The organism is Rhodovulum sp. BSW8 (assembly GCF_003314725.1).
Lineage (GTDB): Bacteria > Pseudomonadota > Alphaproteobacteria > Rhodobacterales > Rhodobacteraceae > Rhodovulum > Rhodovulum visakhapatnamense.
This window is the reverse complement of sequence record NZ_QNVX01000017.1, coordinates 71,859-88,304: the sequence shown is the minus strand read 5'-3', so window position 1 is coordinate 88,304 and position 16,446 is coordinate 71,859. Positions and strand designations below refer to the sequence as shown.

Here is a 16,446-nt window from a genome sequence, read left to right as displayed (position 1 = left end):
AAGACATGTACGACAATCCAGATCTTGCGAGGACGACGGTGACGAGGGACATCAAGATCGCGGCCCATGGATGCCAAGTCTTCTACGGCGATACCCATGCGATCAAGGATGTCGATATCGACATCGAGGACAAGACGGTCACCGCCTTCATCGGCCCCTCGGGCTGCGGCAAGTCCACCTTCCTGCGCTGCCTCAACCGGATGAACGACACCATCGACATCTGCCGGGTCGTGGGCGACATCCGTCTGGACGGCGAGGATATCTACGACAAACGGGTCGATCCGGTGCAGCTGCGCGCCAAGGTCGGCATGGTGTTCCAGAAGCCGAACCCCTTCCCGAAATCGATCTACGACAACGTGGCCTACGGGCCGCGCATCCACGGGCTGGCGCGCGGCAAGGCCGATCTCGACGAGATCGTCGAAAGCTCGCTGCGGCGTGCCGCGATCTGGGAGGAAGTCAAGGACCGGCTCGATGCGCCCGGCACCGGGCTGTCGGGCGGCCAGCAACAGCGGCTTTGCATCGCGCGGGCCGTCGCGACCGAACCCGAGGTGCTGCTGATGGACGAGCCCTGTTCGGCGCTCGACCCGATCGCGACCGCCCAGGTCGAGGAGCTGATCGACGAGCTGCGCAGCCAGTATTCGGTGGTGATCGTGACCCACTCGATGCAGCAGGCGGCGCGGGTCAGCCAGAAGACGGCCTTCTTCCATCTGGGCAGCCTGGTGGAATACGGCGAGACGGGGCACATCTTCACCAATCCGACAGACCCCCGCACCGAAAGCTACATCACCGGCCGGATCGGCTGAGAAAGGTTCCAGAATGTCGGACGTGATGAAGGACCCGCATATCGTCAAATCCTACGACCGCGATCTCGAATCGATCCAGGCGCTCATCATGAAGATGGGCGGTCTGGTCGAGACCGCGATCCTGGAGGCCGCGAATTCGCTCGAGACCCGGGACGAGGAACTGGCCGAACAGGTGCGCAAGGGCGACAAGGCCATCGACGCGCTGGAAGAGAAGGTCAACGAAGAGGCCGCGCGGCTTCTGGCGCTGCGCCAGCCCTCGGCGGGCGATCTGCGCACCGTGCTGTCGGTGATGAAGATCTCGGCCAATCTGGAACGCTGCGGCGACTATGCCAAGAACATGGCCAAGCGCACCGGCGTGCTGGTGCAGATGGCGCCGATGGAAGGTTCGGCCGGCGCGATCCGGCGGATGGCCAAGGCGGTCGAGCTGATGCTGAAGGACGCGCTGGACGCTTATATCCAGCGCGACGCCGAACTGGCCGAGGACGTGCGCCAGCGCGATCTGGAGGTCGACCAGATGTACAATGCGCTGTTCCGCGAATTCCTGACCTTCATGATGGAGGACCCGCGCAACATCACCGCCTGCATGCATCTGCATTTCATCGCCAAGAACATCGAGCGGATGGGCGATCACGTGACCTCGATGGCCGAGCAGGTGATCTATCTGGCGACCGGCCATCTGCCCGAGGACGAACGCCCGAAAGCCGACCGGACCTCGGTCGATGCGGGCCGGAGCTGACCGCATGAGCCCGACCGAACAGCCCACGGTCCTGATCGTCGAGGACGAGCCCGCCCAGCGTGAAGTTCTGGCCTACAACCTTCAGGCCGAGGGCTTTCGGGTCTCGAAGGCCGAGAACGGCGAAGAGGCGCTTTTGCTCGTGGACGAGCAGGCGCCCGACATCATCGTTCTCGACTGGATGCTGCCCTCGGTCTCGGGGATCGAGGTCTGCCGTCGGCTGAAATCGCGCGCCGATACCCGTGGCGTGCCGATCATCATGCTTTCGGCCCGGTCGGAAGAGGTCGACCGGGTGAGGGGGCTGGAAACCGGCGCCGACGACTATGTGGTGAAGCCCTATTCGGTGGTCGAGCTGATGGCCCGGGTGCGCGCCCAGCTGCGGCGCACGCGCCCGGCGGCCGTCGGCCAGCGGCTGGAATTCGAGGACATCCTGCTGGATGCCGAAACCCACAAGGTGTTCCGGTCCGACAAGCCGCTGAAGCTTGGGCCGACCGAATTCCGGCTGCTCTCGACCTTCATGGAAAAGCCCGGCCGGGTCTGGAGCCGCGAGCAATTGCTCGACCGGGTCTGGGGGCGCGACATCTATGTCGACACGCGCACCGTGGACGTCCATATCGGGCGTCTGAGGAAGGCGCTGTGCCAGCATGGCGGGTCCGATCCGGTCCGCACCGTGCGCGGCGCGGGCTACGCGCTGGGCTGAGCCCGTCTGTCCTGTCCTGACGGCCAGCGCGCAAGCGGCGGGGCTTGGTTTTTATCCGATTTTTTTGGTCGGGAATTGATCCTCGACCGAGGCCGACCTATGGTGTCCCGGTGTCGCAGGGCCGTTTTCCCTGCGGCGCAGGGATCGAGAAACTTGGCGCCGAGGCTCCGGGAAGACAGGTACATGCGCATGGGATCAGCGGGCATCGCGACCGCCGCGGCAGTTTTGGTATTTGCGTCGGGGATGGCGTCGGCCGATGAGGGGGGCGCGACCGCCGGTCCCTATGCCACGCCCGAAGCCTTCGGCGAGGCGCTGTTCTTTGACGTCAACCTCTCGAAGACCCGCAGTCAGGCCTGCGCCACCTGCCACGATCCGGCCCGGGCCTTCACCGACCCGAGGCCGACCGCGGCGGGGCGCGCGGTGTCGCTGGGGGCCGACGGCCACTCGCTGGGCGACCGCAACGCACCGACCGCCGCCTATGCGATGTTCTCGCCGACCTTCGCCCGGCGCGCCGATGGCAGCTATGTCGGCGGCCAGTTCCATGACGGCCGCGCCGCCGGTCTGGCCGAACAGGCGGGCGGGCCGCCGCTGAACCCGATCGAGATGGGGCTGGCCGATGTGAACGAGGCCGCCGCGCGCATCCTGGAAAACCCGCGTTACGACGCGACGCTCGACGCGCTTTACGGCCCCGGGACCGCCTCGGACCCCGAGGCCGTCTATCGCGCCGCGACCTCGGCCATCGCGGCCTTCGAGGCGACCGATCTCTTCGCGCCCTTCGATTCCAGGTATGACAGATACTTGCGGGGCGAAGTTCAGCTGACGGATGAAGAAGAGCTGGGCCGTGTCCTGTTCTTTTCGCAGCAGTTCACCAATTGCAATCTCTGCCACCAGCTGCGCCGGTCTCCCATGGCGGCGGACGAGACCTTCACCGATTACAGCTATCACAATATCGGCGTCCCGGCGAATACGGCCGCGCGCGCGGTCACCGGCATCACCGCGACCGATCTTGGGCTTCTGGCCAATCAGGCGGTCGACGATCCGGCGGAGGCGGGCAAGTTCAAGGTGCCCGGGCTGCGCAACGTCGCTGTGACCGGGCCTTACATGCATAACGGCGTGTTCGAGGATCTGCGGACCGTGATCCTGTTCTACAACAAATACAACAGCAAGGCGGCGGCGCGGCAGATCAACCCGGAAACGGGCGCACCCTGGGCCGCGCCAGAAGTGCCGGACACGCTGTCGATGGACGAACTGACGACCGGACCTGCGCTTGACGACGAACGGATCGACGCGCTGGTGGCGTTTCTGGGAACGCTGACCGACCGCCGCTATGAGGATCTGCTGAAGTGAGAGGGGCGGTCCCTGGAACGTAATGCCGGACGGAGCCGTTGAAAACAGCCGGGGCAGCGGCTCTTGCGCGGTCACACTGTTGCAACCGCTTTGAAATGTTCCGCTTTCCGCAAAACGGAAATGTTCCACCCGGGCGCAGAGGAGAGCACAGCCTGACAGGGCGGAGACCTCGGATATCGCAGCCCTGGCTGGCTTTGCGGGTCCCTTTGCGCGCCGGGCGGCCAATGAGTTCCAGCCGTCGTTGCGGCGACCGGCCGGGTCGTAGCAGGTGCGTTGTTGGCCGGCCCGGCGTTTCCTTGGTGGCGTCTTTTCCTGCCCCTCCTTGAGGTCGGCCAGCGCCGCGCCGAGGCGCTTGTTTTCGGCGATCGCCGCATGGCTCACGCGCTGGTTCTTGTAGAAGGCAGAGCAGGGGAGCCGGAAACCCTTCCAGCGACCCTCGAGGCTGGCATCGGCAAACTCTTAGGTGTCGACGGACCTGCCCGGCAGCGCCCGTGTGATGTGCTTTCCTGAAGGGTGATCCGCCAGCGATCGTCGGAGAAGACAGGCTGCTGACTGACATAGCGTTGGTCGCGCAAGCAGAGGGTCAAGCAGAGGGTCTCGCGCAGCCGATCCGGCTCGATATGTCGCGATGCACTCATCATGTCGCGATGCACTATCGCAGGTTCGACAGGTTCGGGATCGACCTTGAAGCCCGGACACAGCTTCGCCGCGTGATCGCCATGACCGGACACCACGCCGATGCCGTCGAGCGACGCGATCTCACGCGCGACGGCAAGACGCCTTTGCGGCGTGAAGAAGTCTTCAAACGCGCCGATCCGGTCAGGCGAACAAGCCCGAAGACGGCTTGTTCATAGGTCGAGATCGGAGAACGGTCGGCCCGCATCTCGGACGTATCCGCAGAACACGCGGTAAGCATCAGAGTGGGCGACCGCCGCCAGCGAGCCAGCGGCGCCCGGATCACGATCTTGAGGGCCAGCGTCAGGGTGGTACATGGACCGGCGCCGAACGGGCGCCACAACTGCGCGGTACCACAAGGCCGATAATCATGATTATGTTACTCACGCACTTTGAGAGACGCGCGACTGCGACTGCGACCAATTCAACCCCGGATCCATCAGGCCGTTTCCCAGCGTCACTCGCGGGAAGTTCCGTTGAGTGGAACAAAGTGCCGTGATAACAAAGGCTAGACTGCGGCCGCCGCGCCGTCTGCAAGACCGGACCCGAAAAACGGGACGTTGCGCGCCCGGTTTTGCCCACCGTTACGCTGCACGGCGGCGCTCGACAGGAGCCGCTTACCTGAACTAACAAAAAGGCATGTGTGGAGGGTCAGTCATGATGGGTCGAGTTCGGCAAACCGTGTCCGTGCGTCTGTGCGCTTCCGGAACCGCGAGGTCGAGGTCTTCATGAGCCTTGAACATCTGAGCGCCTTGATCGCTGCGCGCAGCGTCGAAGAGCTTTGGGCGCTGCACACCCAGAAGATGGCCGATTTCGGGTTTGACCGTCTGATCTACGGATTCACGCGATTCCGCGCCGCCAACAGCTTCGGCGACCGCGATGACGTCATCGTCCTGTCGAACCATTCGCCGGACTATGTCCGCGCCTTTGTCGACAAGGGCCTTTACATGAATGCCCCGATGGTCCGCTGGGCCTCGCGGAACGAAGGCACCAGCAGCTGGCGGATCATCACCGAGCGGATGGCCCGGGGCGAACTTCCGCCCGAAGAGCTGGAAGTGTTGCAATTCAACCGCTCCATGGGCGTGGTCGCGGGCTACACGATCAGCTTCAGCGAAATCTCGGTCCGCGCCAAGGGCGCCATCGGGCTTGCGGCCCGGCCGGGGCTCGATCAGGACGATGTCGACCGGATCTGGGCCGAACATGGCGACGTGATCCAGCTGATGAACGACGTGATGCACCTGAAGGTGCACAACCTGCCCTATGCCGCACAGCGCCCGCCGCTGACCCCGCGCCAGCGCGAGGTGCTGGAATGGGTCGGCGACGGCAAGTCCACGCTCGACATCGCCACCATCCTCGGGGTCACCCAGGCCACGGTGGAAAAGCACCTGCGTCTGGCCCGCGAGGCGCTGGATGTCGAGACGACCGCCCAGGCGGTTCTGAAGGCCTGGTTCCAGAACCAGATCTTCCGCGCCGAGTCGCCATAAACGTCGCCCGAGATCCAGACCCAGACCCAGACCCAGCCCCTTGACCGGGCTTGCCCATCCCGAAGTGACGTAAGGTTACATCGGAGGTCGCAATGCGCGAAGAGTCGTCGCCTTTGGGTTGAATTTCCTTAATTTTCAGCTTCCCCGGAAGTACGGATTCCCTGACTACACTTTTGGCCGCCAGATCGGCAAGTTTCTGCCGTTCCGTGAGTGGTGGCCTTGGGCCAAGGAACAGTCTCGGCGAGGAACCGCGCAATTTCGCGGAGAGCGCCGAACCGGGAAACCGGAGCAGGTTGTGGTCGTCCTTTTTCGGCGGTCGCGACCTGCACCTTTTCGGCAGGGTCGTCCACCCCAGCGGGCGGCGCGCGAAAGGGTTCGAGGGGCGGCAAGCAAGTTAAGGGGGGTTTGCCGCCCCTTTCATTCCTCTCGCACATTCCCGGATCTTGCACCTTTCAGGTTTGCGGCGCGGACGGGCCCGACCCACCCGTGCCCCCCCTGCCCCTCCGGATCGCTGTCGGGCCGCCGTGACGACGGGTCGGTCCCGTCCGCCAGGCCCGAGGCGCGGACCGGGTGCCGGGAACTGCGGCGTTCGGCGATGTAAAGCGCGCCTTCGGCCCGGCGCAGCGCGGCCTCGACGCTTGGCTCGTCGAACGCGGCCATGCTGAGCCCGATGGCAGCCTCCGGCAGGTCCGGCGCCAGCACCAGGGCCAGACGCTCGGCCATCCGGGCAAGCTCGGTCTCGCTGGGCACATTGGCCACCACCAGAAGGTTCCGCCCGCGCCAGCGGCCGACGCTGTCCTCGTCCCTGAGATGGCGCGTGGCCCTCTGAAGCGCCCGGCCCATCGTCCGGTCGTCAGGATCGGTCGCCGTCCCGTGACCGGCTGGCGCACAGAGGATCACCCCGACCGGTCCCTTGCCGTCCAGCAGGTCGCGGTCGGGCCGGAACCGGCTGGTGCGCCCGGCGACCGGGTCGAAGCGCTCGGTCCGGGCCTCGGCGCGGACGGCGCGGTCGATGCTCGCGGCCAGCGCCAGCACCAGCGCGACCTGCGCCGCCCCCAGAAGCGCGATCAGCAGTTCGAGCGCGGGCCGGGCCGCCCGGACTTCGGGAAAGAGCCGCTCGGCCGCCAGGCCAGCCAGCCAGGGCATCGCCAGCGCCAGCCCGAGAAGCCCGCGCGCCCGGAGCCCGTGGCGCCCCCGCGCGAACAACGGGTGCAGGACGGGATCGGCCCGCAGCACATGGCCCAGGGCAAGACCGCCCAACAGCATGCAGACAAGTCCGAAGGCCGCGACCGGCTGGCGGCCGTCCGCGGCCGACAGGACGGTGCCCATCAGAAACCACCAGATCCCCGCCCAGGCGGCCGCCAGCAGCGCGAGCGCCGCGCCCCGGCTGAAGGGCTTGACCGCGAGGCCGAGGTTCAGGGTCAGCACCGCATAGGCCGATGGCAGGTCGAAACCGGCGCCGGTTGCCAGCATCCCCGGCAGCGACGTGCCCGAGAGTGCCTGCGGCCAGCCGGGCAGCAGGGCCTCAAGAAGCCCCTGCGCGCCGATCAGCGCGGCGCCAAGCCCGAGCCCGGTCCAGATCTTCAGCGACCGTCCGGCGGGCCGACGCCCGAGCAGCGACAGCGCAAACAGCATGAAACCGGCGGCGGCGGCAGGATGAAGCGCGGCCGCCTCGCGCTGCGGCGGGAACAGCGACACCGGCAGCGCGCCGGCCAGGGCCGCGACCAGCATGGCCAGGCCAAGCAGGCGAAGCGCCTGACGCGACAGGGCATGGGCGGGAAAGGCGGCGAGGCTCGGCACGGTCTGGCCCCCAAGGCTGGGAAATCTCGGCGCAAAAACCGTAATGTTTTGACCCTAATCCGCAGTTAAGGTTAATAAGATTGCGCGATAGGACGAAATAACGTGCGGCGCGTAACCAAATATTAAACCTATCGCTGCCCAATTCCGCCGCATAAATGGTGACGAGCGAGCGGTACGATGTGGACCAGTGGCCTGACAATGCGGAAATCCGGAGCGATGCGCGTTCTGGGCCTTGCCATCCTTCTGGTGATCGGTTTCGGGCTCATTCAGAATCTCGTGTCTCCCCCCGACGACAGCGCGGCGGCGCTCCATCCCCTGCCGGCCATCGGCTTTGCGCTTTTCGGGCTGGTCTTCCTGACCGGCCCGCAGATCCTGAACCGCAACGCCCCGATCCGCATGATGGCCGCCATCGTCGCACTTCTGGCGATCGAGCACCTCCTGGAGGCATCGGTTCCGGGCTGGATGCAGATCGTGGGTCATCCCCGGATCGAGTCCGCGATCGAAGGCGTGGGGCTGCGTGGCGTGCTGTCGGTCGAAACCTCCTTCGCGCTTGCCGTGCTCAATCTGGGCCTGCTGGCCGAGCCGCATCAGCGTCAGGCCTCGCTGCTGTTCCTGGCCGCGGCCTGGGTCGCGACCACCATGGGCGTTCTCAAGCTCGCCTTCAATCTGACGCTCTGGCGCGGAGAAATGTCGCCCTATGCGCTCGCGACCATGGTGCTGGTCTGCTCGGCCCAGACGCTGAAGCTGCGCGACCAGCCGTTCCTGCGGCCGCTTTTCGCCCAGACAAGCTATGGCACCTATACCCGCGCGCTGGTCACCGGGGCACTGGTCGTTCCCTGGATGTCGGGCTTTCTTTATTTCCTCAACGTGCGGCCCGATCCCGCCACCCATCTGGCGCTGGAGCTTGCCTTCGGCTTCATCGGCTGGATCATGCTGGCGCTGGTGCTGAGCATCGGCCATCTGATGGAGAAATCGAGCCTCGCGCTGGAACACGCCGCGCGTCACGACCCGCTGACCGGCGCCCTGAACCGGCGCGGCCTGTCAGCGGCGCTGGGCAGCCGCGACGAGGCGCGCGGGGTCGTGCTGTTCGACCTCGATCACTTCAAGGCGGTCAACGATGCGCTTGGCCATGACGCAGGCGACCAGCTTTTGCGCGACATCGCAGAAATCGTGACCCGGAACGTGCGCGACAGCGACCTTCTGGTGCGCTGGGGCGGCGAGGAATTCCTGGTGGTGATGACCAGTTCGGCCGAGGTGCTGCTGGTGCAGACCGCCGAACGCCTGCGACAGGCCATCGCCGCCCATACCCCGATGCGGATCGGCGCCACCACCCGCCCGGTGACGGCCTCCTTCGGCGTCAGCATGGCGCATCCCGGCGAGACCGGCATCGCCGCGGCGATCCGCCGGGCCGACGAGGCGCTTTATGCCGCCAAGATCCGCGGCCGCAACCGCGTCTTTTCGGCCGCCGCGCTCTGCGAGGCCGATCCCGGCACGCTGCCCGCCGTCGCCCCGATCGAGCCGGCGCGGCTGGTGTCCTGAACCGGCCCCCGCCCGCGCAAGCCCGCGTGCCCCCGCGTCGGGGTACGAAAACGGCGCGGCCCCGTCCGGGTGCCGCGCCGCCTTGTCTTGGGCCGCGTCGTCGTCTGATCGTCCGGGCCTTGCGGCCCCGGCGGACAGGATCAGCGCCAGATCAGCCTTGCGCGACTTTCGCCACTTCGGCCGCGAAGTCCTCTTCGGCCTTCTCGATGCCTTCGCCGACCTCGATCCGGACAAAGCCGGTGATGGTGGCACCGGCGGCCTGGGCGGCCGCCTCGACGGTCAGGTCGGGGTTCACCACGAAGGCCTGACCCATCAGGGTCGATTCCGCGATGAACTTCTTCATCCGGCCCGGGATGATGTTGTTGGTGATCACCGCCTCGGGCTTCGGTTTCGCGGCGCCCGCGTTTTCTTCCAGAGCCTTGGCGGTCTGGACGGCGAGTTCCTTCTCGATCACGGCCGGGTCCATCTGGGCCTCGGACAGCGCCGCCGGATTCGCCGCGGCGACGTGCATCGCCACCTGACGCCCGAAGGCCTCGTCGCCGCCGGTCATCGCGACCAGAACGCCGATCTTGCCCATGCCGTCGGCGGCCGCGTTATGGACATAGGCCACGAGCTGGTCGCCCTCGATCTTCGCCATCCGGCGCAGCGTCATGTTCTCGCCGACGGTGGCGATCTTGTCGGTCAGCGTGTCGGCCACCGACTTGCCGCCCAGATCGGCCGCTTTCAGCGCCTCGATGTCATCGACGCCGATGGCCGCCTTGGCGATCTCCGCGACCATCGCCTGGAATTCGGCGTTCTTGGCCACGAAGTCGGTTTCCGAGTTCACCTCGACCGCGACGCCCTTGCCCCCCTCGACGACGACGGCCACCAGGCCCTCGGCGGCGGTGCGGCCGGATTTCTTGGCGGCCTTGGCCAGACCCTTGGTGCGCAGCCAGTCGACCGCGGCGTCCATGTCGCCATCGGTTTCGGTCAGCGCCTTCTTGGCATCCATCATGCCCGCGCCGGTCTTGTCGCGCAGTTCCTTCACCAGTGCAGCGGTGATCGCCATGGTTCGGCTCTCCTCGATAGTCGTTGGGTGACCGGGCGGGCTCTAGCCGCGCCCGGTATCGATTCCGTGACAGCGGATGAGGCTCAGGCCTCTTCCTCGGTCCGGGCCTCGGCCAGCAGTTCCTCGACCGGCGCCTCTTCCAGCGCGCCGATATCGACGCCGGCGGCATCCATCTGCGCGCTCATGCCGTCCAGCGCGGCACGGCTGGCCAGGTCGCAATACAGCTGGATCGCGCGGGCCGCGTCGTCATTGCCCGGGATGATATAGTCCACGCCGTCGGGCGAGCAGTTGGTATCGACCACCGCGACCACCGGAATGCCCAGCTTGCGGGCTTCGAGGATCGCCAGGTCTTCCTTGCGCACGTCGATGACGAACAGCAGATCCGGCAGACCGCCCATTTCGCGGATCCCGCCCAGAGACGCCTGCAGCTTGGTCTGCTCGCGCTCCATGTGCAGCCGTTCCTTCTTGGTCAGGCCCTCGGCGCCGGCAGACATGCGCTCGTCGATCTCGTTCAGACGCTTGATCGACTGCGACACGGTCTTCCAGTTGGTCAGCGTACCGCCGAGCCAGCGGTGGTTCATGTAGTATTGGGCGCATTTCTCGGCCGCATCGGCCACCGATTTCTGCGCCTGCCGCTTGGTGCCGACGAAGAGGATGCGGCCGCCGCGCGCCACGGTATCGCGGATCACGTTCAGCGCCTGGTCCAGCATCGGAACGGTCTGGGTCAGGTCGATGATGTGAATGCCGTTGCGGTCGCCATAGATGAAGGGCGCCATGCGGGGGTTCCACCGCTGGGTTTGGTGACCGAAGTGAACGCCAGCTTCCAGCAGCTGACGCATGGAGAAATCGGGAAGCGCCATGTCCTTGTCCTTTCCGGTTTGCGCCTGGGCGGGACGTCAAGGGCAAATGCCCAACCGGCGGACCGCTGCGGGATGTCTCCCCGCAGGGCCCAGCCCCGCCTGTCGAAGTAGCGCGCGAATACCGTCATTCGGCCGCCCGCACAAGCCCTGCCGCTTCTTTCTGGCGAAAATACCCAAATCCCGCGACTTGTCACCGGCCGGGACGCGGATCAGAAAGGCGCCATGAGCGCGGATCTTCTTCTTTGCATCGGTGCCGTCCTCTGGGACGTGATCGGCCGCGCGCCCCGCCCGATGGCGCCGGGCGACGACCGCCCGGGCCGGATCTCGCGCCGCCCCGGCGGCGTGGCGCTGAACGTGGCGGCGGCTCTGGCGCGGCACGGTCTCCGCCCGGCGGTCCTGGGGGCGGTCGGGCGCGACGCCGAAGGCGCGGCGCTGATCGCCGCCACCGCCGAGCTGGGGATCGAGACCCGCTGGCTTTGCCGCGGCGCGCAGCCCACCGACATCTATATGGCGATCGAGGATGCGACCGGGCTCGTGGCCGCCATCGCCGATGCGGGCGGGCTGGAGGCCGCCGGAGCCGCGGTGCTGGCGCCGTTGATCGAGGGTCCGCTCGGCACGCCCGACCGGCCCTTCGCGGGCACCGTGGTGCTGGACGGCAACCTGCTGCCCGGGCTTCTGGCCAAGATCGCCGCCCATCCGGCCTTCGCCGCCGCCGATCTGCGCGTGGCGCCCGCAAGCCCCGGCAAGGCCGAGCGGATCGCGCCCTTCCTTGCCCGGCCCGGGGCGACGCTCTATCTGAACCGGGCCGAGGCGGGGCTGATCCTGGGGCGCGAGCTTGCCGACGCGCCGACGGCGGCTGCCACGCTGCGGGCCGCAGGCGCGGCGCGGGTGCTGGTCACCGATGGCTCCAAAGCGGCCGCCTTCGCGTCGGACGACCGGCTTGTCGCGGCCTGCCCGGCGCCTGTCGAGGCCGCCCATGTCACTGGCGCGGGCGACGCGCTGATGGCCGCCCATATCGCCGCCGAACTGGGCGGCGTCCCTGCCGAGGCGGCGCTTGCCGCAGCTCTTGCCGCCGCCACCCGTCATGTCACCGCCGAGGCCGATCCATGCCCCTCTCGCTGAGCTACTCGCCCGAAGTTTCCGACGCCAAGGCCGCCTTCGCGCCCATCGTCGCGCTGGAAAGCACCATCGTCACCCACGGCATGCCCTGGCCGCGCAATCTCGAAACCGCGCTGGCGGTCGAGGCCGAGGTGCGCGCGGCGGGTGCGGTGCCCGCCACCATCGCCGTCATCGAGGGGCGCATCCATGCCGGACTGGCGCCCGACGCGCTTGAGGCGCTGGCCCGGGCCGGGGGCGTGGCCAAGCTCAGCCGGGCCGATCTGGCGGCGGCACTGGCGCGCGGCATCACCGGCTCGACCACGGTCGCGGCCACGATGATCTGCGCCCGCCTGGCCGGGATCGCGGTCTTCGCGACCGGCGGCATCGGCGGCGTGCATCGCGGCGCCGAAACCAGCTTCGACATCTCGGCCGACCTGCAGGAACTGGCGCAGACGCCGGTGACCGTGGTTTCCGCCGGGGCCAAGGCGATCCTCGACCTGCCGAAGACGCTGGAAGTGCTGGAAACCCTCGGCGTGCCGGTCATCGCCTATCAAAGCGACGCCTTCCCGGCCTTCTGGTCGCGCTCGTCCGGTCTGGCCGCGCCGCTCCGGATGGACAGCGCCGCCGAAATCGCCGCCGCCCACCGGATGCGCGGGCTCTTGGGCCTGCCGGGCGGCCAGCTTGTCGGCAACCCGATCCCCGAGGAAGACGAAATCCCCCGCGCCGAGATCGAGCCGATGATCGCCCGGGCGATGGCCGACACGGCCGGGGCCTCGGGCAAGGACGTGACCCCGGCCCTGCTGGCCCGGCTTTATGAACTCAGCGGCGGGCGCACGCTCGAGGCCAATATCGCGCTGGTGCGCGCGAATGCCCGGCTCGCGGCCGAAATCGCCCTCCGCCTGGCCTGAGCGGACACGCCGCCTGCCGCCGGCTCCGGATCGCCCGGCGAAGAGGCAGACCGGTGGCGGAATGCCCGGTCGGCGCCCCTCTGGCGCCGAAATCCTCGCCGCTTCTCGGCGCGGCTATTGCCGGGCGGCAGGCCCCTGCCTAGGTATGGTCCGACACGGGAGATTTCAGCCACACATGTTCGAGACCAAAGAGCCCTCTGCCGACCATCCCGAACCGCAGGACCCGCATCCGCGCCCGTTCTGGCGCGGCGTCCTCGCGCGGCTTCGCAACAACTTCCTGGCCGGGCTGGTGGTGATCGCCCCGGTCGGCCTGACCGTCTGGCTGATCTGGACCGTGACCGGCTGGATCGACGGCTTCGTGTTGCCCTTCGTGCCGCAGAAATTCCAGCCCGAGCAATATATCGGCATCGACATCCGCGGCCTTGGCGTGATCTTCTTCCTGATCTTCACCCTGGTTGTCGGCTGGATGGCCAAGGGCATGGTCGGGCGGTCCTTCATCGGCTGGGGCGAACGGGTCGTCGGGCAGATGCCGGTGATCCGCTCGGTCTATAACGGGCTCAAGCAGATCGCCGAGACCGTCTTCGCCCAGACCGAGACCAGCTTCGACAGGGTCGTGCTGGTGCAATATCCGCGCCCGGGGATCTGGGCGCTGGCCTTCGTCTCGACGAGCGCCAAGGGCGAGATCAAGCGCGTGATCCCGGGCGAAGAACCCCTATTGTCGGTCTTTCTGCCGACCACGCCCAACCCGACCTCGGGCTTTCTGCTGTTCGTGCCGCAAAGCGAGGTGATCGAGCTTGAGATGAGCGTCGAGGAAGCCGCCAAGCTGGTGATCTCGGCCGGGCTGGTGGCGCCCGAAGACCCCCGGGTTCTGGCCGCGGCCGCCGCCGCCGCCCCGCGCGCCGTGCAGGAGGCCGCCCGGCGCCCGCGCCAGCGCGAACGGCTCGGCGCCTGAAGGCGCCCGCAGCGTGACCGTTCTGGGACCGGCACTGACCGGATTCGCGACCTCGCTGTCGCTGATCCTTGCCATCGGGGCGCAGAACGCCTTCGTTCTGCGCCAGGGGCTTCTGGGCTGCCATGTCTTTGCGCTGTGTCTTTTCTGCGCGCTGTCGGACGCGGTGCTGATCGCGGCCGGGGTCGCAGGCTTCGGCGCGGTCACCGGCGCCCTGCCCTGGCTGCCGCAGGCGCTGAGCCTTGGCGGGGCGGCTTTCCTGATCGTCTATGGCGCGCTTCGCGCCCGCGCCGCCTGGCAGGGCGGGCACAGGCTGACCGCCGAGGGCCGGGCGGGCAGCGTCTGGGCGGTGCTGGGCACGGCCGCCGCGCTGACCTGGCTGAACCCGCATGTCTATCTGGACACTCTGGGCCTGATCGGCGCCGTCTCGACCGAATTCGACCCCGGCGCCGCGCGCGAGGCCTTTGCGCTGGGGGCGGTGCTGGCCTCGTTCTGTTTCTTCTTCGCGCTCGGCTACGGCGCGCGCGTCCTTGCCCCGGCGATGGCGCGCCCCGTCGCCTGGCGGGTGCTTGACGCGCTGATCGCCGCGGTGATGTGGGCCATCGCGGCGCGGCTGATCCTCGGGACCTGACCGGCGGCTCAGGTCCCTTCGCACATCCGCTTGAGGTTCACGCTGCTGGCGGTCTGCAAGGCGGGCTTGACCTCGCGCAGGAACCGGTCCGCGGCCGCCCGTCCGGCCTCTTTCAGCTCGGCCAGCACGATCGGGCTTGGCATCAGCTTGGTGACGATGCTGAGGCTGTTCATCAGCGCGTCATCCGAGATCATGTGAATCCGCGGCACCTTCAGCGAGCCTGCATCGATCCGGCCCTCGGCGATCAGCTGTTCGAGTTGCGAAATCGCCCTGAGCTCCCGCAGCAGCGACGAGTTGAAGCTGATCTCGTTGATCCGGTTCTGGATGTCCTGCGGCGTCCGGGGCACCTCGTCGCGCTCCATCGGATTGATGGACACCACCACGATGTCCTCGGGCAGTTCCGGCTCGAACAGCGGAAAGAGTGCCGGGTTGCCGGTATAGCCGCCATCCCAGTAGGCCTCGGTCCGGCCGGTGTCGGGGTCGTCGATCTCGACCGCCTGAAACAGCGTCGGCAGGCAGGCCGAGGCCAGCAACACGTCGCTGTCGATCTCGTCGCCGCGGAAGACCCGCACCTTGCCGGTGCGCACATTGGTGGCGCCGACGAACAGAAGCGGTTCGGCCCTGGCGCAGACCTTGCCGAAATCGAAGCGGCGCACCACCCGTTCCAGCGGGTTGCGGTAGAACGGCCCCAGCGCATAGGGGCTGACCGAGCGGCTGGCATTGTCGATCAGCGAGATCGGCAGGGCGTTTTCCATGAACTGCGCCACCGCCCCCGCGCCCGGCAGGAAGGCCGCCATCCAGCTGGTCAGCCGCATGTCGCCGACCGCGCCCACCTGTTCCCAGAACCAGTCGAGGTTCTCGCGCGCGGCCTCGCGGCCGCCCGAGACCAGCCCGGCCTTGACCGCCGCGCCGTTCATCGCGCCCGCCGAGGCGCCCGAGATCGCCGCAATCTCGATCTCGGGGTCCAGCAGCAGCCGGTCCAGCACACCCCAGGTGAAGGCGCCATGCGCGCCCCCGCCCTGCAGCGCCAGGTTGATGCGCCGGGTCGTCATCGCGCCCTCACAGCGCGGTCCAGCCGCCGTCGACGCTGATCGTCGTGCCGGTGATCTGTTTGGCGGCGTCCGAACAGAGGAACACGGCCGTGCCGCCGATCTCCTCGACCGTGGCGAATTCCTTCGAGGGCTGGCGGTCCAGCATCACCTCGCGGATCACCGTCTCGCGGTCCATGTTGTGGGTCTTCATCTGGTCGGGGATCTGCGCCTCGACCAGCGGCGTCAGCACATAGCCCGGGCAGATCGCGTTGCAGGTGATGGGCTCTTCGGCCGTTTCCAGCGCGGTCACCTTGGTGAAGCCCACGATGCCGTGCTTGGCGGCGACATAGGCGCTTTTGAAGGGGCTGGCAGTCAGGCCATGGGCCGAGGCGATGTTGACGATCCGCCCCCAGCCCGCCTTGCGCATCACCGGCAGCGCCGCGGCGGTGGTGTGGAAGGCCGAGCTGAGGTTGATGGCGATGATCGCATCCCACTTGGCGACCGGAAATTCGTCGATCCGGGCGACATGCTGGATGCCGGCATTGTTGACCAGGATATCGCAGGCCCCGGCCTTTTCGATCAGCGCGCGGCATTCCTCGCCGCTGGACATGTCGGCCTTGATGTAGCGGACCTTCACCCCGTGCTGCGCGGCCATCTCTTCGGCCAGCTTGTGATCCTCGTCGCGGTCGGTGAACGAATTCAGCACGACATCGGCGCCCGCCCGGGCCAGCTCATGCGCCACGCCAAGCCCGATGCCCGAGTTCGACCCGGTGACGATGGCGGTTTTTCCGGAAAGCGACATTTGAAACCCCTTTCATGAATGCTGCAGTTGCAGAAATC

Annotated in this window: 16 protein-coding genes; 11 read left to right on the top strand and 5 right to left on the bottom strand. The window is 67.5% G+C overall.

Annotated features, from left to right (window positions below; genetic code table 11):
• Nucleotides 1–5 precede the first annotated feature (5 nt).
• From pstB to DSD19_RS10980, 6 genes are all read left to right on the top strand, one after another.
• Entirely contained in the window at nt 6–803 is a 798-nt protein-coding gene (gene pstB, locus DSD19_RS11000) for a phosphate ABC transporter ATP-binding protein PstB (RefSeq protein WP_075786377.1), read from the top strand.
• A gap of 25 nt (nt 804–828) precedes the next feature.
• Nucleotides 829–1,539, top strand: a complete 711-nt coding sequence (phoU, locus tag DSD19_RS10995) for a phosphate signaling complex protein PhoU (RefSeq protein ID WP_237399714.1) — start codon at nt 829–831, stop codon at nt 1,537–1,539.
• A gap of 4 nt (nt 1,540–1,543) precedes the next feature.
• A complete protein-coding gene (phoB, locus tag DSD19_RS10990; protein ID WP_075786378.1) occupies nt 1,544–2,236 on the top strand; it encodes a phosphate regulon transcriptional regulator PhoB in 693 nt (230 codons plus the stop codon).
• Between the two features lie 243 nt (nt 2,237–2,479).
• A complete protein-coding gene (locus DSD19_RS10985; RefSeq protein WP_207802449.1) occupies nt 2,480–3,583 on the top strand; it encodes a cytochrome-c peroxidase in 1,104 nt (367 codons plus the stop codon).
• A gap of 647 nt (nt 3,584–4,230) precedes the next feature.
• Entirely contained in the window at nt 4,231–4,437 is a 207-nt protein-coding gene (locus tag DSD19_RS21430) for a hypothetical protein (protein WP_133260403.1), read from the top strand.
• A gap of 516 nt (nt 4,438–4,953) precedes the next feature.
• Nucleotides 4,954–5,742 (top strand): LuxR family transcriptional regulator, encoded by a 789-nt coding sequence (locus DSD19_RS10980; RefSeq protein ID WP_371412578.1) that lies wholly within the window; start codon nt 4,954–4,956, stop codon nt 5,740–5,742.
• Nucleotides 5,743–6,159: 417 nt separating this feature from the next.
• Here the strand turns inward: DSD19_RS10980 and DSD19_RS10975 are convergent, their stop codons facing one another.
• Nucleotides 6,160–7,542 (bottom strand): hypothetical protein, encoded by a 1,383-nt coding sequence (locus tag DSD19_RS10975; RefSeq protein WP_113669614.1) that lies wholly within the window; start codon nt 7,540–7,542, stop codon nt 6,160–6,162.
• A gap of 177 nt (nt 7,543–7,719) precedes the next feature.
• Here DSD19_RS10975 and DSD19_RS10970 point away from each other — a divergent pair, with 177 nt between their 5' ends.
• Nucleotides 7,720–9,081, top strand: coding sequence for a diguanylate cyclase (locus DSD19_RS10970; RefSeq protein WP_113669613.1), 1,362 nt, complete (start codon nt 7,720–7,722; stop codon nt 9,079–9,081).
• 151 nt (nt 9,082–9,232) lie between these two features.
• Here the strand turns inward: DSD19_RS10970 and tsf are convergent, their stop codons facing one another.
• Nucleotides 9,233–10,129, bottom strand: a complete 897-nt coding sequence (gene tsf / locus DSD19_RS10965; RefSeq protein ID WP_075786381.1) for a translation elongation factor Ts — start codon at nt 10,127–10,129, stop codon at nt 9,233–9,235.
• Nucleotides 10,130–10,212: 83 nt separating this feature from the next.
• A complete protein-coding gene (gene rpsB / locus DSD19_RS10960; protein WP_113669612.1) occupies nt 10,213–10,989 on the bottom strand; it encodes a 30S ribosomal protein S2 in 777 nt (258 codons plus the stop codon).
• A gap of 222 nt (nt 10,990–11,211) precedes the next feature.
• Here rpsB and DSD19_RS10955 point away from each other — a divergent pair, with 222 nt between their 5' ends.
• The 4 genes from DSD19_RS10955 to DSD19_RS10940 all read left to right on the top strand — a co-directional run bounded on the left by DSD19_RS10955 (nt 11,212) and on the right by DSD19_RS10940 (nt 14,575).
• Nucleotides 11,212–12,111 (top strand): PfkB family carbohydrate kinase, encoded by a 900-nt coding sequence (locus DSD19_RS10955; protein ID WP_113669611.1) that lies wholly within the window; start codon nt 11,212–11,214, stop codon nt 12,109–12,111.
• Entirely contained in the window at nt 12,096–12,995 is a 900-nt protein-coding gene (locus tag DSD19_RS10950) for a pseudouridine-5'-phosphate glycosidase (protein WP_113669610.1), read from the top strand. Before DSD19_RS10955 ends, DSD19_RS10950 begins: the two co-directional genes overlap by 16 nt.
• Before the next feature lie 175 nt (nt 12,996–13,170).
• Nucleotides 13,171–13,947: a DUF502 domain-containing protein gene (locus DSD19_RS10945; protein WP_113669609.1), complete on the top strand. Its 777-nt coding sequence runs from the start codon at nt 13,171–13,173 to the stop codon at nt 13,945–13,947.
• Between the two features lie 22 nt (nt 13,948–13,969).
• On the top strand, nt 13,970–14,575 hold the full coding sequence (locus DSD19_RS10940) for a LysE/ArgO family amino acid transporter (RefSeq protein ID WP_113669646.1): 606 nt from the start codon (nt 13,970–13,972) through the stop codon (nt 14,573–14,575).
• An 8-nt stretch (nt 14,576–14,583) separates the two neighbouring features.
• On the opposite strand, the gene DSD19_RS10935 is transcribed toward DSD19_RS10940, so the two are convergent.
• Both DSD19_RS10935 and DSD19_RS10930 read right to left on the bottom strand, forming a co-directional pair.
• Nucleotides 14,584–15,627, bottom strand: coding sequence for a patatin-like phospholipase family protein (locus DSD19_RS10935; RefSeq protein WP_113669608.1), 1,044 nt, complete (start codon nt 15,625–15,627; stop codon nt 14,584–14,586).
• Between the two features lie 7 nt (nt 15,628–15,634).
• Nucleotides 15,635–16,408 carry a 3-hydroxybutyrate dehydrogenase gene (locus tag DSD19_RS10930; RefSeq protein ID WP_075786387.1) on the bottom strand — a complete coding sequence of 258 codons (774 nt, stop codon included), beginning with the start codon at nt 16,406–16,408 and terminating at the stop codon, nt 15,635–15,637.
• Between the last annotated feature and the right edge of the window lie 38 nt (nt 16,409–16,446).